This window comes from Streptomyces sp. NPDC058773 (assembly GCF_042746015.1).
GTDB lineage: Bacteria > Actinomycetota > Actinomycetes > Streptomycetales > Streptomycetaceae > Streptomyces.
On sequence record NZ_JBHYPE010000047.1, the window covers coordinates 26,929 to 52,185 of the forward strand.

A 25,257-nucleotide genomic window follows, 5' to 3' on the forward strand; every position below is an offset into this window, starting at 1 on the left:
CCGCTGTCGGCCCGAAAGCCCAATCGGAACCCGGCTCGCGGTCCGCCACGGGCCCTTCATCTCACCGCCCCATCCCTGATGGGAGGAGTTGTCCCCCCGTATACCTGGGAGCCGTCGGGAGGGCCGGGCCCGGTGGAGAGGGCAGCGGAGGGAAGGGAAGCGGGGAGGAAGCGGAGCGGGAAGTGGAGGGGTGCCGGGACGGGGCGGACCGGCCGGGCCGTACGGGCGGCGGCCGTTCGGTCGTGAGCGGGGTCTACATCAGCGGTGTGAGGAAGCGCCGCAGTGCCTCCTCGTAGCCCGACGGATCGGCGTTCCACATCGCGGCGTGCGGGGCGTGCGGGACCGGCTGCAGTGTGATCAGATCGGCCCGGCGGGCGGCGAACGAGCGGGACGCCGTCCAGGGGGCGATCAGGTCGTCCGGCCCGTGGAAGAGCAGGGTGGGAACGTCCAGCTCGTCCGGGTCGACGGCGTCGGCGGGGCGGTCGAGGGGCAGACCGGTGCGGCCCTCGGCGGCGCGTACCACCAGGGGCAGCAGGGCCCGCGGGACCCGCCCGGCGGCGGCCAGTGCGCGGACGGTGGCGTGCCGGTCGAGGACCGGGGAGTCCAGGACGAGGCCGCTGATCCGGTCGCGCAGCGCGGAGTGGGTGGCGGCGCGCAGGGCCATGGTCGCGCCGGTGGACCAGCCGTGGAGGACGACGTTGCGGGCGCCGTAGCGCAGGGCGTAGCGGATCGCCGCGTCCAGGTCGCGCCATTCGGTGTCGCCGAGGTGGTTGATGCCGTCGACGGTGCGCGGGGCGCCGAGGTCGTTGCGGTAGGACAGCGCGAGGACCGGGAGCCGGTGGCGGTGCAGGAACGGCATGACCACCATGGGGTGTTCGCGGGTGGTGCCCAGGCCGTGCGCGGCGATGACCCAGGTGTCGCGTACGCCGGGGACGAACCACCCCGGGAGGGGGCCGAGTTCGCCGGGGATGTCGACATCGGCGCAGTCGAGGCCGAGGGCGTCGCGGGGGTTGCCGAGGTGCACCTGCGGGGTGAGCCGCATCCGGTTGCCCGGCGCGAGGGTGCCGTGGGTGACCCGTACCAGGCGGCGGACGACCGCGTCGGCGGGGTGCGGGACGCCGTGGACGACGTCGCCGATCACCGCATGGCAGCCGGAGCCGGTGAGCCCGTAGGTGCCGGGGCGCAGGGTCGCCAGGCTGCGGGTGAGGGCGATGCGCTCCTCGGTGACGGAGTGCACGGTGAGGCGGGAGTCGCCCGGGAACGGCTGGTCCGGCGACGGTTTCAGGGCAATGTCACTGGCGTACCGGCCGACCGCCACGGCGGCCGCCCCGGCACCGATCACGGTGAGGGCGGCCACGGCCGCCGCAGTACCCAGGCGCACCTCCTCAGTGTGCGCAGCGGTGCCGGGCGCGGCCACCGGGCGGAGTCGGGCGGGTGACCGGCCGGGTCCGGCCGCCCCGGAGCGGCGGCCTGGTCTGGAGCGGCGGACGGGGTGCCGCCCGGCTGACGGGGCGGGCGGGGTCAGCCCGGGCGGCCGCCCTGCTGGCCGTAGCCGCGCAGCTGTGCGGCGGCCGCATCGAGCTGACCGGCCGACAACAGATGCGGAGTGAGGCCCGGCACGGAGTTCGCGGTGAGCCAGACCCGGCACATCCACTCCAGCTGGGCGGTGCGGTCCAGCGCCTGGTCGAGGCTGTCCCCGTAGGTGAGGGTGCCGTGGTTCTGCAGCAGACAGCCGGTGCGGTCGCGCAGCGCCTCGCCCATGTGCACGGCGAGCTCGTCGCTGCCGTACAGGGCGTAGGGGGCGACGCGGACGGGGCCGCCGAGCGCCGCGGCCATGTAGTGGACCGGCGGGAGTTCGGGGACGAGGGTGGAGACGGCGGTGGCGTACGGGGCGTGGGTGTGGACGACGGCGGTGGCCGTGGTGTCGCGGTAGACCGTCAGATGCATCGGGAGTTCGCTGGTGGGCCGGAGCGCGCCGATGATCTGGCGGCCTTCGAGGTCGACCGCGGTGAGGTCGCCGGGCCGGAGCCGGTCGTAGGGGACACCGCTGGGGGTGACCAGGATCAGGTCCCTGAGGCGGCGTGAGACATTGCCCGAGGTGCCGACGACCAGGCCGTCGGTGACCGTGCGGCGGGCGGTGGCGACCAGGTCACCCCAGGCGGCGGCGAGGTCGTCGGTGTGGTCCTTCATGGGTCCTCCGGCGCGGTGCGGCGAGAACGGACGTGGTGCGCGACACCGTACGAGCGGGCCGGGGCACCGTACGCCGGGGGCCCGCCCGGCCGCTATCCGCCATCCAGGGACACCTACGCTGATGCCGGGCATTGACCTGATTTGATCCTCCTTGGCCTGACTCGCCTCTACGGTCGAGGTGGCCACGGGGGACGGCTCGTCCGCCGGGCGGGCCCACGGGGACGGGGCGACACCCCATAGCTCAGCGGCTTCGCCAACGGGTGAGGCGGAAGTGACACCGGGGGCATCTCCGCGTGAACACTGCGGTGGTGTCATCACCAGGCCCGTCCCAGTTCACTTTCCGTTCACCCGCTCTCCGTACGGTCCCAGCGACACTGACCTTCGAACTGATTGCCTGGGTGAATGGAACACATCACGCTTCTCATCGGGATCGTGATCGTCACGGCCTTGGTGTTCGACTTTACGAACGGCTTCCACGACACGGCCAACGCGATGGCCACCACCATTTCCACCGGGGCATTGCGACCCAAGACCGCGGTGGCGATGTCGGCAGTCCTCAACCTCGTCGGCGCGTTCCTGTCCGTGGAGGTGGCCAAGACCATCTCCGGGGGGATCATCGACGAAACCGCCGGCATCAGACCTGAAGTGATCTTCGCCGGCCTGGTCGGCGCGATCGTCTGGAATCTGCTGACCTGGCTCGCCGGTCTTCCCTCCAGCTCTTCGCACGCCCTCTTCGGCGGTCTGATCGGCGCGACCGTGGTGTCCGTCGGCACCCACGGCGTGCACGCCGACGCCGTCGTGATGAAGGTCCTGATCCCCGCGGTGGCCGCCCCGGTCGTCGCCGGTCTGGCCGCGCTGGCGGCGACCCGGCTCACCTACCGGCTGACCCGCAATCGCGACGAGGCGGACACCGCCAAGGGCTACCGCGCGGGGCAGATCGCCTCCGCCGCCCTGGTCTCCCTCGCCCACGGCACCAACGACGCCCAGAAGACGATGGGTGTGATCACCCTCGCGCTGATCACCGGCGGGGTGGTCGCCCCGCACGCCGACCCGCCGCTGTGGGTCATCGCCTCGGCCGGTGTGGCCATCGCGCTCGGTACGTACCTGGGCGGCTGGCGGATCATCCGCACCATGGGCAAGGGCATCACCGACATCCAGCCGCCGCAGGGCTTCGCCGCCCAGACCGGCGCCGCGGCCACCATCCTGGCCTCCTCCCACCTCGGCTTCGCGCTCTCCACCACCCAGGTCTGCTCCGGCGCCGTCATGGGCTCGGGCCTGGGCCGCAAGGGCGGCGTGGTGCGCTGGTCCACGGCCGGCCGGATGGTCCTCGCCTGGGGGCTGACGCTGCCGGCCGCCGGTGCGGTCGCGGCGGGCGCCGCGTTCCTGGCGGGCCAGGGCGACTGGGGCGTGGCGGCGGTGGCGGTGCTCGGACTGGGCATCTGCGGCGCGATCTGGGCCGCCTCCCGGCGCAAGCCCGTCGACCACACCAATGTCAACGAGGGCCCGGCCGCCGAGCCGGCCGGTGTGGTCACCGCCGCGCTGCGCACCGTCTCCCCGCCCCCGGCGGGCCAGCAGGCCCCGGAGGCCACTGACGCACCGGCCGAGTCCGGCGCCCCCACGACACCCGCCCCGCGCGCCAAGGCCGCGTCGGTCACCCGCTAGCTGATCACCTAAAGGAACTCCATGAGCATCGACTGGGCAGCTCTCAGCCAGGTTTTCGGCGTCACCCTCGGGGTGACGGTGGGGATCGTGGGCCTGTTCACCGTCGGCATCGCCGGCACCTCCCGCAAGACGGTCCAGGAAGGTGCGGCGGCCGCGGTCGCCGCACCGGGTGCCGGTGCACGGGCCGGCGCGATGGCCGCCTTCGCCGTCTGCGCGATGGCGGTGGCCTACGGGATCTTTCTGATCGTCGCCGGCTGACACAGCGGCACGACGGACCGGGTGAGGCGCCCGGCGGAGCACGGCATCAGCCGTCGTCCGCCGGGCGCCTCGTCCGTTGTTCGCCCCGGCCGCCGAGCGCGTCATCGGCCTCCCGGGCCAGCCGGTCGGCGATGGCGGTGCTGCCACGGCCGTTGAGGTAGGCGGACACCCCGAGCTGTACGACCTTGCTGAAGGTCTGGTAGTGCGCACTGCGCGGGCGGGGTGCGGCCGCCAGCAGCGCCTCGTGCAGCGTGCCGGGGTCCGGCCGGGGCTCCGGCCGCCCCGGGGCGCCGTGCTCACCGCGTTCCGCGCCGCCGGGCGGCAGCGGGCAGTGCGGGGCCGTGGCCGCCTGCCGGTACGCCGAGTCGCGGGTGGCCGCGAAACCCCGCTCCAGCAGACAGCGTTCGCTGCCGGGGCCGGTCAGCGCCTCGATCAGGGAGCGGGCGCCCTCCGGACGGGTGCTGTGGGCCGAGATCGCGAGGTTCTGCCCGCCCAGTACGGACAGCCGCTTGCCATCGGCGCGGGCCGGCAGCTGGGTGATCTCGAACTCCCTGCCGGGCCTGAGCTTCTCGGCGACCGAGGCGTATGCGACCGGCCAGTTGCGCATGAACAGCGCGCGGCCGTCGGCGAACCAGCGGCGGCTCTCCGTCTCGTCCATCGTGGTGGCCTCGTGCGGCATGATCGAGTCGAGCCGGAGTTTGAGGTCGGCGATGCCCTGCTGGAGCGCGCCGATCTGCCCGCCCTTGGTGAAGCTGGTGGCGTCCGGGTCGCCGCCGTTGCCCCACGCCGACTCCAGGGTGTTGACGGTCAGCCCCTCGTAGGGACGCAGCTGGGCGACCATGCCGTACATCGTGGGCGGCTTCTTCCGGTGCTCCCTGGCAGCCTCCCGGGCGGCCTCGCGGTTGTGGGCCGCTGCCACCTCGGTGGCGGCCTCCCGCAGCTCGCTCCAGGTGGACGGGGCGCCGCGGTGGTACCGGCGGAGGATGTCCTTGCGGTAGTAGAGCAGCCCGGCGTCGGTGTTGAAGGGCACGCCCCACACCTTGCCGTCGTACTGCACGGTCTTGGCCACGCTGTCCAGGAAGTCGCCGTCCAGGCTCGTGGCCCAGGGGCGGATCACGCCCGCCTCGGCGAACTCCGCGGTCCAGGCGACATCGAGGTTGAGCACGTCGTAGCCGCCGTTGCCGGACTGGCCGGCCGCCAGCAGCTGGCTGCGCTGGCCGTCGGCGGTGTCCGGGAGCTTGACGATCCGGACGGTGCGGCCGGTGCGCCGCTCCCAGGCGTGGATCAGCTCCTGCCGGACGCCGGAGCTGCTGAGGTCGCTGCCGGTGGCGAGCACGATCGCGCCCTTCTCCGGGACGAGTTGGCCGTCCGCCGTGCAGCCGCTCGTGGCCAGCGCCAGGGTCAGGGCGGCCAGGGCGGCGGCGCGTGGTGGGCGGGTCATCGGTCCCCCTTGGCAGCCGTGCCGATGGAGGCGATCCGCCCGGCCAGGGTGTCGACGGCCTGCGGTCCGCCGGACACGCACTGCCCGTGGGAGGCGTCGGCCAGCCGCTGGAGGGCGAAGGTGTCGCAGCCGGTCTCGCCCAGCACCAGCGCCAGGACGGGCACCCCGGGCTGCTCCTCGACGAGGGCGCCGAGGGTGCGTTCCACGCCCGCCGCGCGCCCGCCCGTGCCGTCGTCCTGGTCGAGGATCAGCACGATGGCCTTGTTGGCGGCGGGTGACTTCTTCATCCTGCGGAGCGCGCGGGTCAGCGCCTCCTCCATCGCGGCGCCGTGCTCGACCAGTTCGCCGCCCGCGATCCGGTCCAGGGCGGCCCGGCCGGGGGCCGGTGACGCGCTGCCGAGCGGGACGAGTTCCCGCACCGCGTCGGGGTCGGTCGGGTGCGCGCGGTCCGGGAAGGCCCACAGGCCGTAGGTGTGGCGGGGGCCGACCATCTCCAGGGCGCGGCCGGCCGCGCGCAGGGCGGTCGGGAGCCGGCCGCCGTCCGCCATGGAGGTGGAGGTGTCGAGGAGGATCAGCACCTGGCTGGTTTTCTGTGCCTTGTCGTAGCCGTCCAGCACCTGGGACACCTGGTCCGGGTCCGCGCGGAAGGGGACGGCCGGGGCGGCCGGGGTGGCCTCCGCGCGGCTGTCCAGCAGCGGTGAGCCGGTTCCCGGGCCGCTGTCCGACACCCCGCGGTAGCCCTGGGCGGTGAGCGTGCGCCCGCCGCCGTCCGGGGCGCGCAGCCAGGTCGCGAAGCGGGCCACCGCGGCCTTCCGCGGGGTGGCGTCCGTGGTGCCGCGCCAGCCGACCCGGATCAGGGGGTGGTCGAGGGCGGGGACGTTGCGGGGGTAGTAGGCGATGTAGCGGTCGCGGAGCGGGAGCGGGGCGTCCAGGGCCGGGCAACTGCCGACGGCGCGGCCCAGGTTGTAGTCGGCGAGGGACTTCTCCGAGACCAGGGGCGCGGACCTCGTACGGTCGACGGAGCCGGCGCCGTCCGCGTCGGGGCGCAGCGAACACAGCAGTTCGGTGCTGCCCGCGAACTGGCTGCCCGGGGCGGACAGCCGCTCCTCCGCCTGCCGGGCGCGAGCGGGGTCGGGCACACCGGACGACGCGGGGTCCGCGCCGTCGTGGGCGAGGTAGAGACCGAGGGTGTGCAGCAGTCCGGTGCCGGAGAGCACCGGGCTCGGCCGCAGCAGCCGCAGGTCGTGGTGGTCGCGGTCGGTGGCGGTGAGCAGTTGCCGCCAGGAGGCTCCGGCCGGTTCGACGTCGTCCGGGCGCCGGCCCGCCGGGATGCCGACGACCAGGGGGGTGTAGGCGACCGGGGCGCCGTAGTGCAGGGTCGCCGGGGAGTCCTTGGCGGGCATACCGCGGCGGGCCTCGTCGTAGTCGGCGGTGGATTCGGGGATCCAGATGTCGGGCTGCGGTCCGGTCCGGTAGAGGGGGTCGGTGCCCTTGTCGCCCGCTTCGCCCTTCCCGGTGCCGTGGGCCGCGCCCTGCCAGCGGGCGGCGGCCGCGAAGCCCTGGTCGACCTGGTCCCGGGCGGCTGAGTAGACGGTGATCTGGGCACGCCGGCAGCCGTCGGGGAGGTCGCCCTCGCCGTCGAGGGGGCGGGTGTTGGCGTCGGACATCTCGTAGTCGAAGGCCGCCCGGCGCAGCGCGGGTTCGGCCTCGGGGGCGGTGAGCAGCCGCAGTTCGAGGGCGGGCGGGCAGGCCTCGGTGCCGTGCGGGAGGCAGAGCAGGGCGACACCCGCGCCGGCCGGGACGAGAACGGTCGCCAGCACCATCAGGATGCGGAACCAGTGCCGCACCGAGGCGTTGAGCCGGCGGCGCAGGCGGATCCGCAGCGGGGTGGGCGGCCGGACCCCGGGGGTGGCGAAGGACAGGATGACGTCGTCGACGGTGTTCTGCTTGGCCGAGCGGGGCTCCCAGACGTCGCCCATCGGGGTGCGCTCACCGGCCAGTTGCCCCCGCAGCTCCCGGACGAGGTCCTCGAAGGTGACGAACGGCTTGCCGGGGACGCCCTGTTCCAGGGTCTGCCGCAGGGCGCGGGTGAAGAGGGTGCCGCCGGTGGGCTCCTCGCCGCTGAAGATACGGCGGTTGGGCTGCGCGGCCATCAGCAGCGACATCGGGGTGCGGCAGAGGTGGAAGGCCTCCCCGGCGTTGCCGGCGTAACAGCACTCCAGGACGATCACGATCCGGTCGGCCCGTGCGTTGTCCAAGTAGGGCAGCACCATGTCCTGCCAGGAGACGGTCTTGTGGCGCCGTTCCGACGCGCCGACCATGAGCTGGAGGTTGCCGCCGTCCCGGCCCACCCGGCCGTGGCCGCTGAAGTACACCAGCAGCAGTCCGCGGGCCTCCTGGGTGACGGCGTCCAGGGCCTGTTCGACCTCCCACGGCTCCTGGGGGCGGCAGATGACGACCTCGCCCTTGGTGAACAGGTCGGTGCCGGGGGCGAGCAGGACGCGTTCCAGCTCCTGGGGGTTGTCCCGTACGGCGGGCAGCGGCCGCAGGTGCCGGTAGTCGTCGACGCAGATCAGCAGCGCCCGGTTGACCTTGCCCCGTGCGTCGTATTCGGACATCCGGCTCAGTCCCCGGCGGTGCTGCCGCTCCCGTTCGCCGGGCTGCCGGGATCGGGGTGTCCGGGGGCCGGGGCGTCCGGCCCCTGGTCGCCGAGTGCGCGCAGGGCGCCGTCCCCGTCGGCGACCGCCACCGCGGGCCGTTCGCCGGTGTCGCGTTCCTCCTTGCGGCGGCGCAGCCACTCGCGCAGCGCGATTCCCATGCTCTTGGAGATCTCGGCGGCGACCGCGCCGACCACGACCAGGATCAGGTCGTCGACGCCGATGGCCATGTCGCCGGGGCCCTCGTCGCGCTCCACCGCCGGCCGGAGTTCCCAGTCGTGCGGCCGGCCGTTCAGCCAGGGCTCGCGCTCCAGCCACGCCTTGAGGTCCTCGGCGTCCTGGTCAGGATTGTTGGTGCCCGAGATCCTGATACGGATCTCATGACGGTCAGCGCGCTGCGGCATCCCCCGGCCCCCTTCCGGCGGCCCCGTCGCCGCCGTGCACCAGATAGTGACGCGGGATCAGGTCCGCGGGCAACCGTCCGTGACCTCTCTGCCACGCTGTGGCGTGCACCACAGCGCCTGCAGCGGGGCTGCGCTGCAGGTCAAGGGTGAGTTGACGGGCGTTCGCGGGCCGTGGTGGACTGCCGGGGCCATTCGGCGACAGCTGAGGAAGTCCGGTGCGAATCCGGCGCGGTCCCGCCACTGTCACCGGGGAGCGTTCCTCCAGCGGAGGCCACGGTCCAGTACGCGCACGTCATCACGGCGTACGCGGGACGGGAAGGCCGGAGGACACGCCGATCCGGGAGCCAGGAGACTCGTGTCGCCGTCACGTCGAGCCAGGGCGCGGACCCTGAGTGAGGACATACCGTCATGCCCGGCTGCCCGTCGAGATCCCCTCTGCCCGCTGTCGCAGGTCTCCTCCGAGGCCGGGCGGCACGTCACGAACTCGCCCTGGCTGCGGTCTGATCCGGTGCGCGGCGAACACGCGGGATATGCGTGCGGCGCGGCCCTCGGCTTTCTCGGTGACCTGATCGCGGCAGACCCCCGGCGCGGCCATCCGGTGGCCGCGTTCGGCCGGGCCGCGGGCGCCGTCGAACGCCGGCTGTGGCGCGACCACCGTGCCTTCGGGGCGGCGCACACCGTGCTGTGCGCGGGCGGTGCCGCGGCCGGCGCCGCGCTGCTGCGGCGTGCCGTGCGGGGTTCGGCTTCCGCTTCTCCGCTGTCGCTCCGTGGTGGTGCGGGGGTCGCGCTGACCGCGGCGACGGTCTGGGCCGTGCTGGGCGGCACCTCGCTCGGCCGGGAGGCGCGGGCCGTCGGCGGGGCGCTGACGGCGGGTGACCTGGACGTGGCTCGGGAGCGGCTGCCGCATCTGTGCGGGCGCGATCCGCAGGCGCTGGACGGGCCGCAGATGGCCCGTGCGGTGGTGGAGTCGGTCGCCGAGAACACCTCCGACGCGGTGGTCGGCGCCCTGGTATGGGGCGCGTTGGGCGGAGTGCCCGGCTTGGTGGCGTTCCGCGCGGTGAACACCCTGGACGCGATGGTGGGGCACAAGTCGCCGCGCTACCGCCGCTTCGGCTGGGCCGCGGCCCGGCTCGACGACCTCGCCGGCTGGCCCGGCTCCCGGCTGACCGCCGCGCTGACCGTGCTCGCGGGCCCCGACCGGCGCGGTGCGCTGCGGGCCTGGCGGGCGGACGGAGCTGCCCATCCGAGCCCCAACGCGGGCCCGGTGGAGGCGTCGTTCGCGGGTGCGCTGGGCGTACGGCTGGGCGGCACACTGGCGTACGGCGGGCGGGTGGAGCACCGTCCGGTGCTGAACGGCGCGGCACCGCCGGTGGCGGTGGACGACATCGAGCGCGCGGTGCGGCTCTCCCGCCGGGTGAGTGTGCTGGCGCTGGCGACGACGGTGGCGGCGCGACTGGTGGCCGGTGCGGCCACACGGGCACGGGTGCCGGGGTCCCGGCGCGGGAGGAGGAACCGGTGAACGGGCGGGGCAAGGCATCCGGCGGGGCCGTCGGCGGCGGGCTGCTGGTGGCCGGGACGACGTCGGACGCCGGCAAGAGCGTGGTGACGGCGGGCATCTGCCGCTGGCTGGTCCGGCAGGGCGTCCGGGTGGCGCCCTTCAAGGCACAGAACATGTCGCTGAATTCGTTCGTCACCCGTGAGGGCGCGGAGATCGGACGGGCCCAGGCGATGCAGGCGGCCGCGGCGCGGGTGGAGCCGACCGCGCTGATGAACCCCGTGCTGCTCAAGCCGGGCGGCGACCGCAGCAGCCAGGTGGTGCTGCTGGGGAAGCCGGTGGGGGAGCTGAGTGCCCGGGGGTACTTCGGGGAGTCCGGGGGGTCGTCCCCCGGGGAGACGCCGTACGCGGGCGGGCGGGAGCAGTTGCTCGGCACGGTGACCGACTGCCTGGCCGAGCTGCGGCGTACCCATGACGCGGTGATCTGCGAGGGCGCCGGCAGTCCCGCCGAGATCAATCTGCGGCGTACCGACATCGTGAACATGGGCCTCGCACGGGCCGCCCGTATCCCGGCGGTCGTGGTCGGTGACATCGACCGCGGCGGGGTGTTCGCCTCGTTCTTCGGCACCACCGCACTGCTGTCCAAAGAGGACCAGGCCCTGGTCGCCGGGTATCTGGTCAACAAGTTCCGCGGCGATGTGACGCTGCTGGAGCCGGGCCTGGAGATGCTGCGCGGCCTCACGGGGCGGCAGACGCTGGGCGTGCTGCCCTTCGCGCACGGGCTCGGCATCGACGAGGAGGACGGGATGGGGGTCCCCCCTGCTCGAACGAAGTCGAGAGCTTGGGGGAGGGTGTCGCTGCGCGGCGCGGTGCGCGAGAGCGTGGTCGCGCCGCCGCACGGCGCGGATGTACTGCGGGTCGCGGTCTGTGCCGTACCGCTGATGTCGAACTTCACGGACGTGGACGCGCTGGCCGCCGAACCGGGCGTGGTGGTGCGGTTCGTGGACCGCGCCGAGGAGCTGGCCGACGCCGATCTGGTGGTGCTGCCGGGGACCCGGGGCACGGTCCGGGCGCTGGCGTGGCTGCGGGAGCGCGGTCTGGCGGACGCGATCGCCCGGCGGGCCGCCGAGGGGCGCCCGGTGCTGGGCATCTGCGGCGGCTTCCAGATGCTGGGCGAGCGCATCGAGGACGAGGTCGAGTCGAAGGCGGGCGTGGTCGACGGGCTGGGGCTGCTGCCCGTACGGGTGCGGTTCGCGGCGGAGAAGACGCTCGCGCGGCCGGCCGGCGAGGCGCTGGGCGAGCCGGTGGAGGGCTACGAGATCCACCACGGTGTCGCCGAAGTGACCGGCGGGGAGGAAGAGTTCCTGGACGGCTGCCGGGCCGGCTCCGTATGGGGCACGCACTGGCACGGGTCCCTGGAGAGCGACGGCTTCCGCCGGGCCTTCCTGCGGCGGGTCGCGGCGGACGCGGGGCGGGCGTTCGTCCCGGCCCCCGACACCCGTTTCGGCGTGCTGCGCGAGGAACAGCTGGACCGGCTGGGCGATCTGATCGAGGAGCACGCGGATACCGGCGCGCTGCTGCGGCTGATCGAGGAAGGGGTGCCGGAGGGACTGCCGTTCGTGCCTCCGGGGGCGCCATGAGGGGTACGCACAGGACGAATACGGAGCTCGACGGCGACGTGGAGGACGACACAGCATGACGACCGCGCACAACACGACCCCGCAGTACCCCTTCACCGCGGTGGTCGGGATGGCTGATCTGCGGCTCGCGCTGCTGCTGAACGCGGTGAGCCCCGCGGTCGGCGGGGTGCTGGTCCGGGGCGAGAAGGGCACCGCCAAGAGCACCGCCGTCCGGGCGCTGTCGGCGCTGATGCCGGCCGTGGACGTGATCAGCGGCTGCCGCTTCGCCTGCGCCCCGGCCGCGCCGGACCCCGGCTGTCCCGACGGGCCGCACGGGACGGGCGGCGTCGAGGAGCGCCCGACGCGGATGGTCGAACTTCCCGTCGGCGCCTCGGAGGACCGGCTGGTCGGCGCGCTGGACATCGAGCGGGCGCTGTCGGAGGGCGTGAAGGCGTTCGAGCCGGGCCTGCTGGCGGACGCGCACCGCGGCATCCTGTACGTCGACGAGGTCAATCTGCTCCATGACCACCTCGTGGACCTGCTGCTGGACGCGGCCGCCATGGGTGCCTCGTACGTGGAGCGCGAGGGCGTCTCCGTACGGCACGCGGCCCGCTTCCTGCTCGTCGGGACGATGAACCCCGAAGAGGGCGAGCTGCGGCCGCAGTTGCTGGACCGCTTCGGGCTCACGGTCGAGGTGGCTGCCTCCCGCGAGCCCGACGAGCGGGTTTCGGTGGTCCGGCGGCGGCTGGCCTACGACGCCGATCCGGCGGGTTTCGCGGCGGAGTGGGCGGCCGAGGAGGACGCGCTGCGCGCGCGGATCGCCGCGGCCCGGGAGCTGCTGCCGCGGGTGACGCTGGGCGACGCGGCGCTCCGGCAGATCGCGGCGACCTGCGCCGCGTTCGAGGTGGACGGGATGCGCGCGGACATCGTGATGGCGCGTACCGCCACCGCGCTGGCCGCGTGGGCGGGGCGGACGGACGTCCTGGAGGAGGACGTCCGTCAGGCCGCGCTGCTGGCGCTGCCGCACCGCCGGCGCCGCAACCCCTTCGACGCCCCGGGCCTGGACGAGGACAAACTCGACCGGACGCTGGAGGAGTTCGCCCCGGACGAGAGCACGGACGAGAGCACCGGCGAGGGCGCGGACGGCGACGACGACCCGGAACCGGACGGGCCGGACGGCGGGGGCGGTCCGGACGGCGGCGGGCTGCCGCCGCAGGACGGCGGACCGGAGGAGGCCGAACTCCCGCACCAGCAGGATCGGGAGGCCCCACAGCCGCCGCCGGCCCCCGAGCAGCCCGAACGCGCCGGGCAGCCCGAGCCCGAGAGCGCGCCCCAGGGCGCCGCGGCCGGGGAGATGCCGGCGGTCGGCGCCGCCGAGCCGTTCCGCACCCGGCGGCTCGACGTACCGGGCCTGGGCGAGGGCGCGGACGGCCGCCGCTCGCGGGCCCGTACCGCCCACGGCCGGACGACCGGCGCCCGCCGCCCCCACGGCGCGCTCGGCAAGCTGCATCTGTCGGCGACCGTGCAGGCCGCGGCACCGCACCAGCGGGCCCGTGGCCGCAGCGGCCGGGGACTGCTGGTGCGCCGGGACGATCTGCGCGAGGCGGTGCGCGAGGGACGGGAGGGCAATCTGGTCCTGTTCGTCGTGGACGCCTCCGGTTCGATGGCGGCACGGAAGCGGATGAGCGCGGTCAAGGGCGCGGTGCTCTCGCTGCTGCTGGACGCCTACCAGCGGCGCGACAAGATCGGCCTGATCACCTTCCGCGGCAGCGGCGCCGAGCTGGCGCTGCCCCCGACGTCCTCGGTCGAGGCGGGTGCCGCGCGGCTGGAGCAGCTGCCGACGGGCGGCCGTACCCCGCTGTCCGAGGGTCTGCTGCGGGCCCATGAGGTGCTGCGGGTGGAGCGGATGCGGGACGCCTCGCGGCGGCCGCTGCTGGTGGTCGTCACCGACGGCCGGGCGACCGGCGGCCCGGAGCCGGTGGTGCGCGCGGGCCGCGCGGCCCGGCTGCTGGCCGCCGAGGGGACCGCCTCGGTGGTCGTGGACTGTGAGGCGGGTCCGGTGCGGCTGGGCCTCGCGGGCGAGCTGGCCCGCGAGCTGCAGGGCACCGCGGTCACCCTCGACGAACTGCGCGCGGACAGTTTCTCCGCGCTCGTACGGACCGTGCAGGGCAACAGGAAGGCCGCGTAATGCCGCAGGGACAGCCGTCCGTCGTACCGAACGACGGGCTCACCACCCGCCAGCGCCGCAACCGTCCGCTGGTGTTCGTCCACACCGGCCAGGGCAAGGGCAAGTCCACCGCCGCCTTCGGGCTGGCGCTGCGCGCCTGGAACCAGGGCTGGCCGGTCGGGGTGTTCCAGTTCGTGAAGTCGGCGAAGTGGAAGGTCGGCGAGGAGCGGGCGCTGAAGGTGCTCGGGGAGTCCGGTGAGGGCGGCACCGTCGCCTGGCACAAGATGGGCGAGGGCTGGTCCTGGGTGCAGCGCGACATCGCCTCCAGCGAGGACGCGGCACGCGAGGGCTGGGAGCAGGTCAAGCGGGACCTGGCCGCCGAGACCTACAAGCTGCTGGTGCTGGACGAGTTCGCCTACCCGCTGAAGTGGGGCTGGATCGACACCGACGAGGTGGTGTCGGCGCTGCGCGACCGCCCCGGCACCCAGCACGTCGTCATCACCGGGCGGGGCGCCCCCGAGGCGCTGCTGGACTTCGCCGATCTGGTGACGGACATGACCAAGGTCAAGCACCCCATGGACGCGGGCCAGAAGGGCCAGCGGGGCATCGAATGGTGAGCGAGGTGGGCGGCGCATGAGCAACGGCGCGATCCCGCGGCTGGTGATCGCCGCGCCCTCGTCCGGCGCGGGGAAGACGACCGTGGCCACCGGCCTGATGGCGGCGTTCGCCGAGGCCGGTCTCACGGTGTCGCCGCACAAGGTCGGCCCGGACTACATCGATCCGGGCTACCACTCCCTGGCCACCGGCCGCCCCGGCCGCAATCTGGACGCCTATCTGTGCGGGCCGGACCGGATCGCGCCGCTGTTTCTGCACGGGGCGGCGGGCGCCGATCTCGCGCTGGTCGAGGGTGTGATGGGGCTGTTCGACGGGGCGTCCGGAAGGGGCGAACTGTCCTCGACGGCGCAGGTGGCGAAGCTGCTGCGGGCACCGGTGGTGCTGGTGGTGGACGCGTCCTCGCAGTCCCGGTCGGTGGCCGCGCTGGTGCACGGCTTCGCCTCCTGGGACCCGGAGGTGCGGCTGGCCGGGGTGATCCTCAACAAGGTCGGCTCGGACCGCCACGAGGAGCTGCTGCGGGAGGCGATGGACTCCTCCGGTGTGCCGGTGCTGGGCGCGCTGCGCCGGGACGGCCGGGCCGGTACGCCCTCCCGGCACCTGGGCCTGGTGCCGGTCGCCGAACGGCGCTCCGAGGCCGTGGAGTCGGTGGCCGAACTCGCCGCGCGGGTCCGCGAGGGCTGCGACCTGGAGGCGCTGCTGGCGCTGGCCCGTACGGTGCCGGAGCTGCCGGACGCGGCCTGGGACCCGGCCGCGGAACTCGCACCGGCCGAGGGGACGGCCGCCCTTGAGAAGCCGCTGATCGCCGTCGCGGGCGGCGCCGCCTTCACCTTCTCGTACGCCGAACACGCCGAGCTGCTGGCCGCCGCGGGCGCCGAGGTCGCCCCCTTCGACCCGCTGCGGGACGAAGAACTCCCGCCCGGCACCCAGGGGTTGGTGATCGGCGGCGGCTTCCCCGAGATGTATGCGCCGGACCTGTCGGCGAACGCCCCGCTGCGCACCGCGGTCGCGGCGCTGGCCGCCTCCGGGGCACCGGTCTCCGCCGAGTGCGCCGGACTGCTCTACCTGTCCCGCTCCCTCGACGGCAAGCCCATGTGCGGAGTCCTGCCCGCCGAGGCCCGGATGACCGAACGGCTCACCCTCGGCTACCGCGAGGCGGTGGCCCTGTCGGACAACGCCCTGGCCACGGCCGGCACCCGGGTACGCGGCCACGAATTCCACCGCACGACCCTGGAACCGGGCGCGGGCGCAGCCCCGGCCTGGGGCCTGACACACCCGGAACGACGCCTGGAGGGCTTCGTGTCCGGCGGGGTGCACGCCTCGTACCTGCATCTGCACTGGGCGGCCGAACCCGCACTGGCCGGACGGCTGGCGGCGAGCGCGGCGCGGCGCGCGCCGGTCCGGGGCGCGGCGCGATGAACGGCGGCGGAGGTGGCGGGGCGGCCGGCGTCTTCGGCCGTGCCGTCCGTGCCACGCCCGGCCCGGACCGCGCCGTCGGCCGAGGAGCCGTGGCGCCATGAAGCACCCGGCGCCCGACAGGTCCGGCCGTGCCGCACCGCTGGTCGTCGGCGTGGGGGCGCGACCGGGTGTCCCGGTGGCCGAGGTGCTGGAGCTGATCGCGGACGCGCGGGCGGCGGCGGGGTGTGCGGACCGGACGGTCGTGGCGCTGGCGACGGTCGCGGCGCGGGCCGCGGAGCCGGGGCTGGTGGCGGCGGCGCGGCGGCTGGGGGTGCCGTTGCGGTCGTTTCCGGCGGCGGATCTGGCGGCGGTGGCGGTGCCCGGTGCGTCCGCGGTCGTGGCGGCCGCCGTCGGGACGCCGAGCGTGGCCGAGGCGGCGGCGCTGCTGGCCTCCGGGCCGGGCGCCGAACTGCTCGCCGGGAAGCGGAAGTCGGCGCCGCGCGGCCGGCCGGCCCGGGCGACCTGTGCGCTGGCCGGGCCCGCTGTAACGGACAGCGGTGCCGTTACCGCTGGTAGGGAGGGAGCGGCCAGCGACCGCTTCTCCGCTGCGGATATCGTCTTGACCTCTCCCAACCCGCCCCGCCGTGGCCCGGATCGGTGGACGGCGGTCGCCGGCGACCCGGCGCCCGGCAGCGGACCCACCGGCACCAAGGAGACCTCGTGACCACCCCTCCCGCACTGCTCATCGCCGGTCACGGCAGCCGAGACGAAGGCGGGGCGCACGCCCTGCGCGCCCTGGTGCGCCTGCTCCGTGAGCGCCACCCGGACGTGCCGGTCGCCGCCGGATTCTTCGGTGCCCCGGACTCGCCGATGCCGCTGGACGCCGCCATCGACGGTCTGGTCGAGGGAGGCGCGACCCGGCTCGCCGTCATACCGCTGCTGACGGCCCCGACCGGGCCGGTCCCGGACGCGCTGCCCACGGTGCTGGCGCGGGCGGCGGAGCGCCACTCCGACCTGGTGCACGCCTGCGGCGACGAGCTGGGCCCGCACCCCGCGCTGCTCGACGTGCTGGAGCAGCGGCTGGACGAGGCGCTGGGCAGCGGCGCCCGCCGGCCCGCCGACCGGGCCCGCACCACGGTGCTGCTGGTGGGCCGCGGCGCGGTCGATCCGCATGCCAACGCCGAGGTGGCGCGGGCCGCGCGGCTGCTGTGGGAGGGGCGCGGCTTCGCGGGCGTGGAGACCGCGTTCGTCGCGCAGGCGGCCCCGGACGTCCCGGCCGGCCTCGACCGGTGCCAGAAGCTGGGGGCGGTGGGCGCCGGCGAGCCGGGCCGGATCGTGGTGCTGCCCTACTTCCTCCTCCCCGGCGGGCCGGTCGAACGGCTGCACATGCAGGCCGAGGGCTGGGCGGCGGCGCACCCCGGCATCGATGTCTTCGGCGCCGACGTGATCGGCCCGGAGCCCGCGGTGGTCGACGTGATCATGGATCGCTACCACGCGACGGTGGCGGCCGCACCGCGGCTCGGCGGCGCGCCGTGCGAGGACCGGGCGGCGGCGGAGGACGCCCGGACCGCGCACGGCTCGGCACCGGACGCCACGGTGACCACGGGCGCCGGGGACCGGTGAGCATGCCCCCGCGCACCGCGTCCGTACGTCTCGACGCCGCCCCGCCGCCCGGACCCGACCTGCGGCACCACGGCGACGCCGAGGTGCGGGGCGCGGACGCCGGGCTGACGGACCTGGCGGTCAATGTCCGCACGGGCACTCCCCCGGCCTGGCTCAAGGCCCGGATCGCCGCGTCGCTGGACGGGCTCGCCGCGTACCCCGACGGCCGCGCGGCGCGCCGGGCGGTGGCGGCGCGGCACGGTCTGCCGGTGGAGCGGGTGCTGCTCACCTCGGGGGCCGCGGAGGCGTTCGTGCTGCTCGCGCGCGCCGTGGCGGCGCGCCGGCCGGTGGTGGTGCATCCGCAGTTCACCGAGCCCGAGGCGGCGCTGCGGGACGCCGGGCACGAGGTCGGGCGGGTGCTGCTGGACGCCCGGGACGGTTTCCGGCTGGAGCCGGCCGCGGTGCCGGAGGACGCCGATCTGGTCGTCGTCGGCAACCCCACCAACCCCACTTCGGTCCTGCACCCCGCGAAGACGCTGGCCTCTCTGGCGCGGCCGGGCCGGACGCTGGTGGTGGACGAGGCGTTCATGGACGCGGTGCCCGGTGAGCGGGCGGCGCTGGCCGGGCGGACGGATCTGCCGGGGCTGGTGGTGCTGCGCAGCCTCACCAAGACCTGGGGGCTGGCCGGGCTGCGGATCGGCTATGTGCTGGCCGCTCCGGAGACCGTCGCCGCCCTGGAGCGGGCCCAGCCGCTGTGGCCGGTCTCCAGTCCCGCGCTGGCCGCCGCGGAGGCGTGCTGTACGCCCCGGGCGCTGGCCGAGGCAGCCGCGGCGGCCGAGGAGATCGCCGCGGACCGGGCGCATCTGCTGGCCCGGCTGGGCGGCCTCCCGCAGATCCGGACGGCCGGCCCGGCGGCGGGCCCGTTCGTGCTGGTCCGGCTGGCGGACGCGGACCGGGTGCGGGCCAAGCTGCGGGACCGCGGCTTCGCGGTGCGCCGTGGTGACACCTTCCCCGGTCTGGGCCCCGACTGGCTGCGGCTCGCGGTGCGTGACCGGGCCACGACGGACCGCTTCGTGACGGCGCTGGGCGAGGTGCTCGGATAGCGGCGCCGCCGACGGCGTACCCGGGGCCCGCCGGCCCGCGGGCGGACCCCGCCGGGTCCCCCGCGCACCATGCCCGGCGGGGACCCGGCGAGGGTGGGGTGTGCCGCACGGTCCGCGGCCCGTACGGCACACCCGGGCCGTACTCCGCGCGCGACGCCCCCACAGCACCGGCGCGGTGTACGGGGTCGGTCAGCCGCGGCCGCCCTGCGGCGCGGTGGTGCGGCGCCGGCGGGCGAAGAGCGTCGCCCCGGCGCCCGTGACCAGCAGCAGGGCGGCGCCGCCGGCGAGGTACGGGGTGGCCGAGCTGCCGCCGGTCTCCGCGAGGTTCTGGGTGTGGGTCCCGGAGCCCGTCTGCGTCACCTCGGTGCCCTTGCCGCCGCCGGTGGTACCGCCGGTGGTCTCGCCGCCCGTCGAGCCGCCGCCCGTCTGCCCGCCGCTCGTGCCGCCGGAGCCGCCGTCCTCGGGCGCCTTGCCGCGCGGCGCGGTGCAGGTGGCCTTGGCCAGGGTGACCCCGCCGTGCACCTCGGCGACGTTCAGTTTCAGCGGGTTGAGCGAGACATTGAGGTCGAGGGCGGTGGCCGCGGCGCCCTTGGACGTGACGTTCTTCCTGGACAGGTCGAGCCGCACCCGGCCCACCCCCGGGACCTTGAGGTCCGTCGTGCCGCCCGCGGTGAGCGTGACCTTCTTGCCCAGAACGCGCACGGTCCCCAGCACATTCGACTCGGCCCGCGGCCGCGCGCCCGCCTCGCAGACCGCCTTGGCGGTGACCTGCTCCACCTCGATCACGGACAGCAGCGGCAGACCGGGCAGATGCACCTTCGCCCGGACGACGTTGGCGTAGCCCTCGGACTTGCGGCGGTCGGCGGTGGCCCGTGCGGTGGCGGCGTCGGCGCGCAGCACGCTGAACGGCCGGCCCCGGTCGATGCCGTCGAGCTTGACGGTGAGCGCCGTCTTGTTGGCGGAGGCCGGGGCGTGCACCTCGTTGAGGGCGACGTTCAGCGGGACGTCGACCGTCTTGTTGAGCAGCCCGACGTTCACGCCGGTACGCAGCACGACCGCGTCGGCGGTGCCACGGGCCGGGCCATGGTCTCCGGTGGCATGCGCGGGGACGGCGCCGAGCAGGACGGCGGGACCGGCCGTGAGCGCGCCGGCGGCGAGGGCCGCGGCCAGGCGTCGGGGCATGCCGAAGGAGGAGGTGGGACTGGTGGACACGTGTGTGGAACCCTCACAGGAGAAATGGCGCCGCCGGCCGGGCCAATGGGGGACATCGCGCCGGCCGACGGCATCGACCCGCACATCGTGTCCGCACCGAGGGTGAACGGGCAGCCACGTGGCGTCAGTTCATCCCAAAGGGTGGTTTCCGTGCCTTTATTCGATTCGTGCGACATCGGGCATCACGCCCGCCACAGCCGCCCCACCTCCCGGGTGACCCGCGTTGACCGGGCGGGTTCACCGGGCCCCTGGCGCGGCTACCCCACGATCCGCCCCCGCAGCACCACCCGGCGCGGTGCGGCCAGCGCCCGGACGTCCTCGCGCGGATCGCTCCCGTAGACCACCAGGTCCGCCGGGGCGCCCTCGGTGAGGCCGGGGCGGCCGAGCCAGTCCCGGGCGCCCCAGGTGGTGGCGGAGAGCGCCGCCACGGCGGGCAGCCCGGCCCGGGTCAGCTCGACGACCTCCTCGGCGACCAGGCCGTGGGCGAGCGAGCCGCCGGCGTCCGTGCCGGCGAAGACCGGCACTCCGGCGTCGTAGGCCGCACGGACGGTGTCGTAGCGGCGGTCGTGCAGCCGCCGCATGTGGTCCGCCCAGCGCGGGAACTTCGCCGCACCGCCGTCCGCGAGCCGCGGGAAGGTGGCGATGTTGACGAGCGTGGGGACGATGGCCACCCCGCGCTCGGCGAACAGCGGGATGGTTTCCTCGGTGAGCCCGGTGGCGTGCTCGATGCAGTCGATACCGGCCTCGACGAGCGGGGCGAGGGTCTCCTCGGCGAAGCAGTGCGCGGTGACCCGGGCACCCAGCCGGTGGGCCTCGGCGATGGCCGCCTCGACCGCCCCCTGGGGCCAGCAGGCCGCCAGATCGCCCGTGGAGCGGTCGATCCAGTCGCCGACGAGCTTGACCCAGCCGTCGCCGCGCCGGGCCTCCTGGGCGACGTACGCGACCAGGTCCTCCGGCTCGATCTCGTGCGCGTAGTTGCGGATGTAGCGCTTGGTACGGGCGATGTGGCGGCCGGCGCGGATGATCCGCGGCAGGTCCTCGCGGTCGTCGACCCAGCGGGTGTCGGAGGGCGATCCGGCGTCCCGGATCAGCAGGGTGCCGGCGTCACGGTCGGTGAGCGCCTGCTTTTCGCTGGTGGGGGCGTCCACCGGCCCGTGTGCGTCCAGGCCCACATGACAGTGGGCGTCGACCAGGCCCGGCAGGACCCAGCCCGTCACGGTGGTGGCATCCCGTGCCACCACCGGCCGGTCGAACGTCACCCGGCCGTCGACCACCCACAGCTCGTCGCGCACCTCGTCCGGACCGACGAGGACCCTCCCCTTGAAGTGCAGCACCGCACCTTCACTCATGGACGTCATACCGGCACTGTAGGCGGCGCGGCGCGCCGGGCGGCCACTACGGCCGAAACCGTTGAGCGAGGTCTTTCCCCCGTCGTTTCACCGGAAATCCGGTGCCCCGCCGGGCACGGCCAAAGGCTGCTTCTCCGGGCACTCTCCGTACTGCTTCCGCCACCCGGGCCGCACCGTTCTCCGTGCGTTCTCCGCAACTCCGGGTACGTTTCCCGCGACCTTCCCCGAGATCGTCTCGCGCGCCTTCTCGCGGGTCTTGTCACGATCCTGCCGCGTAGGTTTCATGGGGCTGCCGCCCGGCCTTCCGGCGGCGAATTCCCAATTCCTCAGAAGTACAGCTTCCCGTATTCTTCTGCCCGCTTTTCCGCACCTCAAACGCCACGATTTTGCTGGCGCAAGTTCCGTAATTCGGACGGATCTCATGGACGTTACGGAGCTGTGACCGACTACACAACGTGTCCGTTTCACCCCGAACCTCCTGGTCAAATCGGGACATCTCGCGGTGGCATCGCGCGTACGGGCGCCCCCGCGCGATAACACATCTTCGCCGCTTCCGTAACCCCTGCCCGCGATGCAATTTCCTTTTTCCCTGGGTAAATTTAATTTCCATGACCGCCGCACAAGCAGACCATGCAGGTGCCCGAAGCGATATCAGAGAATTTCCGGAGGGCTTCAAGCTCGACACCCCACGCGTGGAGGACGGAGCCGCGATCTGGCGCATCGCCCGAGACTCGAAGGCGCTGGATCTCAACTCCTCGTACAGCTACCTCCTGTGGTGTCGCGACTTCGCCGCCACCTCCGTCGTCGCCCGTGACGCGGAGGGCGAGCCGGCCGCCTTCATCACCGGATACCTCCGCCCCGAGCACCCGGAGACCCTCGTCGTCTGGCAGGTCGCCGTCGACGACGCGCACCGTGGGCAGGGACTGGCGGCCGCACTCCTGGACGGGCTCACCACCCGGGCCAGGGACGAGCTGGGCGTACGTTTCGTCGAGACCACCGTGACCCCCGACAACACCGCATCCAACCGGTTGTTCGCGTCCTTCGCCGAGCGGCACTCAGTGCCGCTGAAGAGCGAGGTGCTCTTTGACGCAGGGCTGTTCCCCGAGCAGGGCCACGAGCCGGAGGTACTGCACCTCATCGGCCCGCTGGAGCCACCGGCCCGCCCGGGGCGCTGACGCACCCAGGACCGCGCGGCGACGGCGCCGCAGCGGCCATGCGGAACCCGGCACCACACCCTGTGACACCGCCGGAACCGCCCAGCCCCCAACAGACTTCCTCACCTTTCGCCACTCATCTCCCAGGAGCATGCTGTGACCATCACCCAGCCCGACCTGAGCGTCTTCGAGACCGTGGAGTCGGAGGTGCGCAGCTACTGCCGTAGCTGGCCCACCGTCTTCGACCGCGCGCAGGGCAGCCGCATGACCGACGAGGACGGCCACACCTACCTCGACTTCTTCGCCGGGGCCGGGTCGCTCAACTACGGCCACAACAACCCCGTCCTCAAACGCGCCCTGATCGACTACATCGAGCGGGACGGCGTCACCCACGGCCTGGACATGTCCACCACGGCCAAGCGGGCCTTCCTGGAGTCGTTCCAGAACATCATCCTGCGGCCGCGCGACCTGCCCTACAAGGTCATGTTCCCGGGCCCGACGGGCGCCAACTCCGTCGAGGCCGCGCTGAAACTGGCCCGTAAGGTCAAGGGCCGCGAGTCGATCGTGTCCTTCACCAACGCCTTCCACGGCATGTCGCTGGGCGCGCTGGCGGTCACCGGTAACTCCATGAAGCGGGCCGGCGCCGGTATCCCGCTGGTGCACGGCACCCCGATGCCGTTCGACAACTACCTCGACGGCACCTACCCGGACTTCCTGTGGTTCGAGCGGCTGCTGGAGGACCAGGGCTCCGGTCTGAACCGGCCGGCCGCCGTGATCGTCGAGACGGTCCAGGGCGAGGGCGGCATCAACGTCGCCCGTCCCGAGTGGCTGCGCGCCCTCTCCGAGCTGTGCCAGCGCTGGGACATGCTGCTCATCGTCGACGACATCCAGATGGGCTGCGGCCGTACGGGTGCCTTCTTCTCCTTCGAGGAGGCGGGCATCGTGCCGGACATCGTCACCGTCTCGAAGTCCATCAGCGGCTACGGCCTGCCGCTCGCGCTGACCCTGTTCAAGCCGGAGCTGGACATCTGGGAGCCGGGCGAGCACAACGGCACCTTCCGGGGCAACAACCCGGCCTTCGTGACGGCCGCCGCGACGCTGGACACCTACTGGGCCGACGGCCAGATGGAGAAGCAGACCCTCGCCCGCGGTGAGATCGTCGAGGCACACCTCAAGGCCATAGCCGAGGAGCACCCGGACGCCATCGCCGAGTACCGCGGCCGCGGTCTGGTGTGGGGTCTGGAGTGCAACGACAAGCCCCTGGCCGGCAAGATCGCGGCCCGCGCCTTCGAGCTGGGCCTGCTGATCGAGACCTCCGGCCCGGAGAGCGAGGTCGTCAAACTGCTCCCCGCACTGACGACCACCCCCGAGGAACTGGACGAGGGACTCCGCATCCTCGCCCGCGCGGTCCGCGACTGCGCCTGATCGGCCCAACGGCCCCAGAGTTCCTTACCGTTCCACAGAAAGGCACCGAGTCACCGTGATCGTCCGATCCTTCAAGGACATCGAAGGCACCGACCGCCACGTCAAGGCCAAGTCCGGCACGTGGGAGAGCAAGCGCATCATCCTCGCCAAGGAGCGCGTCGGCTTCTCGCTGCACGAGACCACCCTGTACGCCGGGACGGAGACGTCGATGTGGTACGCGAACCACATCGAGGCCGTACTCTGCGTAGAGGGTGAGGCCGAGCTCACGAACGACGAGACCGGCGAGAAGCACACCATCACGCCGGGCACGATGTACCTGCTCGACGGGCACGAGAAGCACACCATGCGGATCAAGGAGGACTTCCGCTGCGTCTGTGTCTTCAACCCGCCGGTCACCGGCCGCGAGGACCACGACGAGAACGGCGTCTACCCGCTGCTCACCGAACCGGAGTCAGAGCCCGAGACGGTCTGAGGCCCCACCGCCTGCCCCGTCCGGCAGCGCTGAGGAAGGCACACACACGCACGTCAGCAGATTCCGTACGAGAGGAGAGGAAGGCAACACCATGACCACCGCACCCGAGCGCACCGCCGACCTGTACCCGACCCGTGGGACCGCAGAGGTCATCACCCCGCGGAAGGACCCGGTGGTGTGGTCGCAGCCCGGAACGGCCGGCCCCTTCGAGCCGTCCGAGCTGAGCGACTTCGAACGCGACGGCTTTTTCGCCATCGGGGAACTGCTCACACCGGAAGAAGTCGCGGTGTACCGCGCCGAGCTGGACCGGCTCGTGCTCGACCCGACGATGCGCGCCGACCCGCGCTCCATCGTCGAGAAGTCGACCCAGAGCGTCCGTTCGGTGTTCGAGATCCACAAGATCAGCGAGGTGTTCGCCAAGCTGGTCTCCGACCCGCGGGTAGTCGGCCGGGCCCGGCAGATTCTGGGCTCGGACGTCTATGTCCACCAGTCGCGGATCAATGTGAAGCCGGGCTTCGGTGCCTCCGGCTTCTACTGGCACTCGGACTTCGAGACCTGGCATGCCGAGGACGGGCTGCCCCACATGCGCACGGTGTCGGTCTCGATCGCGCTGACCGAGAACTACGACACCAACGGCGGCCTGATGATCATGCCCGGCTCCCACCAGCACTTCGTGGGCTGCGAGGGCGCGACGCCGAAGGACAACTACAAGCGTTCGCTGCAGATGCAGGACGCGGGTATCCCGTCGGACGAGGTGCTGACGAAGATGGCGGACAAGCACGGCATCCGTCTCTTCACGGGTAAGGCCGGCTCGGCGACGTGGTTCGACTGCAACGCCATGCACGGCTCGGGCGACAACATCACGCCCTACCCGCGCAGCAATGTCTTCATCGTGTTCAACAGCGTGGACAACGAAGCGGTGGAGCCGTTCGCGGCACCGATCCGGCGCCCGGAGTACATCGGGGCCCGGGACTTCACTCCGGTGCGTTAGGGGACGTTCGCACCGGTGGCGCGGCCGCCGCACAGCTGGTCCGTGC

The 25,257-nt window shown here is 73.7% G+C and carries 21 protein-coding genes and 1 riboswitch; of the genes, 14 read left to right on the forward strand and 7 right to left on the reverse strand.

The window, feature by feature from the left end; translation table 11 throughout:
* Positions 1-253: 253 nt before the first annotated feature.
* Together ACFW5B_RS29400 and ACFW5B_RS29405 are read right to left on the reverse strand one after the other, a co-directional pair.
* Positions 254-1,381 carry an alpha/beta hydrolase gene (locus ACFW5B_RS29400; RefSeq protein ID WP_386446022.1) on the reverse strand — a complete coding sequence of 376 codons (1,128 nt, stop codon included), beginning with the start codon at positions 1,379-1,381 and terminating at the stop codon, positions 254-256.
* Positions 1,382-1,521: 140 nt separating this feature from the next.
* Positions 1,522-2,190 carry a class II aldolase/adducin family protein gene (locus ACFW5B_RS29405; protein ID WP_386446025.1) on the reverse strand — a complete coding sequence of 223 codons (669 nt, stop codon included), beginning with the start codon at positions 2,188-2,190 and terminating at the stop codon, positions 1,522-1,524.
* Between the two features lie 402 nt (positions 2,191-2,592).
* Between ACFW5B_RS29405 and ACFW5B_RS29410 the strand changes: the two genes are divergently transcribed.
* Positions 2,593-3,852, forward strand: a complete 1,260-nt coding sequence (locus ACFW5B_RS29410) for an inorganic phosphate transporter (protein WP_386446028.1) — start codon at positions 2,593-2,595, stop codon at positions 3,850-3,852.
* A 21-nt stretch (positions 3,853-3,873) separates the two neighbouring features.
* Positions 3,874-4,110 (forward strand): hypothetical protein, encoded by a 237-nt coding sequence (locus ACFW5B_RS29415; RefSeq protein ID WP_386446030.1) that lies wholly within the window; start codon positions 3,874-3,876, stop codon positions 4,108-4,110.
* A 46-nt stretch (positions 4,111-4,156) separates the two neighbouring features.
* Here the strand turns inward: ACFW5B_RS29415 and ACFW5B_RS29420 are convergent, their stop codons facing one another.
* The 3 genes from ACFW5B_RS29420 to ACFW5B_RS29430 are packed head-to-tail and all read right to left on the reverse strand — an operon-like array spanning position 4,157 to position 8,612.
* Positions 4,157-5,551: an extracellular solute-binding protein gene (locus ACFW5B_RS29420; protein ID WP_386446033.1), complete on the reverse strand. Its 1,395-nt coding sequence runs from the start codon at positions 5,549-5,551 to the stop codon at positions 4,157-4,159.
* Positions 5,548-8,169: a caspase family protein gene (locus ACFW5B_RS29425; RefSeq protein ID WP_386446036.1), complete on the reverse strand. Its 2,622-nt coding sequence runs from the start codon at positions 8,167-8,169 to the stop codon at positions 5,548-5,550. Before ACFW5B_RS29425 ends, ACFW5B_RS29420 begins: the two co-directional genes overlap by 4 nt.
* A 5-nt stretch (positions 8,170-8,174) precedes the next feature.
* Positions 8,175-8,612, reverse strand: coding sequence for a hypothetical protein (locus ACFW5B_RS29430; RefSeq protein ID WP_386446039.1), 438 nt, complete (start codon positions 8,610-8,612; stop codon positions 8,175-8,177).
* A gap of 203 nt (positions 8,613-8,815) precedes the next feature.
* A riboswitch (cobalamin riboswitch) is annotated at positions 8,816-8,967 on the forward strand.
* Positions 8,968-9,120: 153 nt separating this feature from the next.
* Here ACFW5B_RS29430 and ACFW5B_RS29435 point away from each other — a divergent pair.
* The 8 genes from ACFW5B_RS29435 to cobC all read left to right on the forward strand — a co-directional run bounded on the left by ACFW5B_RS29435 (position 9,121) and on the right by cobC (position 18,608).
* Positions 9,121-10,131: a cobalamin biosynthesis protein gene (locus ACFW5B_RS29435; RefSeq protein ID WP_386446042.1), complete on the forward strand. Its 1,011-nt coding sequence runs from the start codon at positions 9,121-9,123 to the stop codon at positions 10,129-10,131.
* Positions 10,128-11,747: a cobyric acid synthase gene (locus ACFW5B_RS29440; RefSeq protein ID WP_386446045.1), complete on the forward strand. Its 1,620-nt coding sequence runs from the start codon at positions 10,128-10,130 to the stop codon at positions 11,745-11,747. The genes ACFW5B_RS29435 and ACFW5B_RS29440 overlap by 4 nt, the downstream gene beginning before the upstream one ends.
* Positions 11,748-11,802: 55 nt before the next feature.
* Positions 11,803-13,914, forward strand: a complete 2,112-nt coding sequence (locus ACFW5B_RS29445) for a putative cobaltochelatase (protein WP_386446048.1) — start codon at positions 11,803-11,805, stop codon at positions 13,912-13,914.
* Positions 13,914-14,510, forward strand: coding sequence for a cob(I)yrinic acid a,c-diamide adenosyltransferase (gene cobO, locus ACFW5B_RS29450; RefSeq protein WP_386446051.1), 597 nt, complete (start codon positions 13,914-13,916; stop codon positions 14,508-14,510). The genes ACFW5B_RS29445 and cobO overlap by 1 nt, the downstream gene beginning before the upstream one ends.
* Before the next feature lie 16 nt (positions 14,511-14,526).
* Entirely contained in the window at positions 14,527-15,924 is a 1,398-nt protein-coding gene (locus ACFW5B_RS29455) for a cobyrinate a,c-diamide synthase (RefSeq protein WP_386446054.1), read from the forward strand.
* A gap of 97 nt (positions 15,925-16,021) precedes the next feature.
* Positions 16,022-16,627 carry a cobalamin biosynthesis protein gene (locus tag ACFW5B_RS29460; RefSeq protein ID WP_386446057.1) on the forward strand — a complete coding sequence of 202 codons (606 nt, stop codon included), beginning with the start codon at positions 16,022-16,024 and terminating at the stop codon, positions 16,625-16,627.
* Positions 16,624-17,526, forward strand: a complete 903-nt coding sequence (locus ACFW5B_RS29465; protein ID WP_386446060.1) for a sirohydrochlorin chelatase — start codon at positions 16,624-16,626, stop codon at positions 17,524-17,526. Before ACFW5B_RS29460 ends, ACFW5B_RS29465 begins: the two co-directional genes overlap by 4 nt.
* A 2-nt stretch (positions 17,527-17,528) precedes the next feature.
* Positions 17,529-18,608, forward strand: a complete 1,080-nt coding sequence (cobC, locus tag ACFW5B_RS29470) for an Rv2231c family pyridoxal phosphate-dependent protein CobC (protein WP_386446062.1) — start codon at positions 17,529-17,531, stop codon at positions 18,606-18,608.
* Positions 18,609-18,797: 189 nt separating this feature from the next.
* Here cobC and ACFW5B_RS29475 read toward each other — a convergent pair whose 3' ends face one another.
* Both ACFW5B_RS29475 and ACFW5B_RS29480 read right to left on the reverse strand, forming a co-directional pair.
* Entirely contained in the window at positions 18,798-19,790 is a 993-nt protein-coding gene (locus tag ACFW5B_RS29475; protein WP_386446076.1) for an SCO1860 family LAETG-anchored protein, read from the reverse strand.
* A gap of 287 nt (positions 19,791-20,077) precedes the next feature.
* Entirely contained in the window at positions 20,078-21,169 is a 1,092-nt protein-coding gene (locus ACFW5B_RS29480) for an amidohydrolase family protein (protein ID WP_386446079.1), read from the reverse strand.
* 608 nt (positions 21,170-21,777) lie between these two features.
* Here ACFW5B_RS29480 and ectA point away from each other — a divergent pair.
* The 4 genes from ectA (at position 21,778) to thpD (ending at position 25,211) form a co-directional block, all read left to right on the forward strand.
* Positions 21,778-22,344, forward strand: a complete 567-nt coding sequence (gene ectA / locus ACFW5B_RS29485; protein ID WP_386446065.1) for a diaminobutyrate acetyltransferase — start codon at positions 21,778-21,780, stop codon at positions 22,342-22,344.
* A 135-nt stretch (positions 22,345-22,479) separates the two neighbouring features.
* Entirely contained in the window at positions 22,480-23,748 is a 1,269-nt protein-coding gene (ectB, locus tag ACFW5B_RS29490; RefSeq protein WP_386446067.1) for a diaminobutyrate--2-oxoglutarate transaminase, read from the forward strand.
* A gap of 55 nt (positions 23,749-23,803) precedes the next feature.
* On the forward strand, positions 23,804-24,220 hold the full coding sequence (locus ACFW5B_RS29495) for an ectoine synthase (RefSeq protein ID WP_386446070.1): 417 nt from the start codon (positions 23,804-23,806) through the stop codon (positions 24,218-24,220).
* A gap of 91 nt (positions 24,221-24,311) precedes the next feature.
* On the forward strand, positions 24,312-25,211 hold the full coding sequence (gene thpD / locus ACFW5B_RS29500) for an ectoine hydroxylase (RefSeq protein WP_386446073.1): 900 nt from the start codon (positions 24,312-24,314) through the stop codon (positions 25,209-25,211).
* The last annotated feature ends 46 nt before the right edge of the window (positions 25,212-25,257 follow it).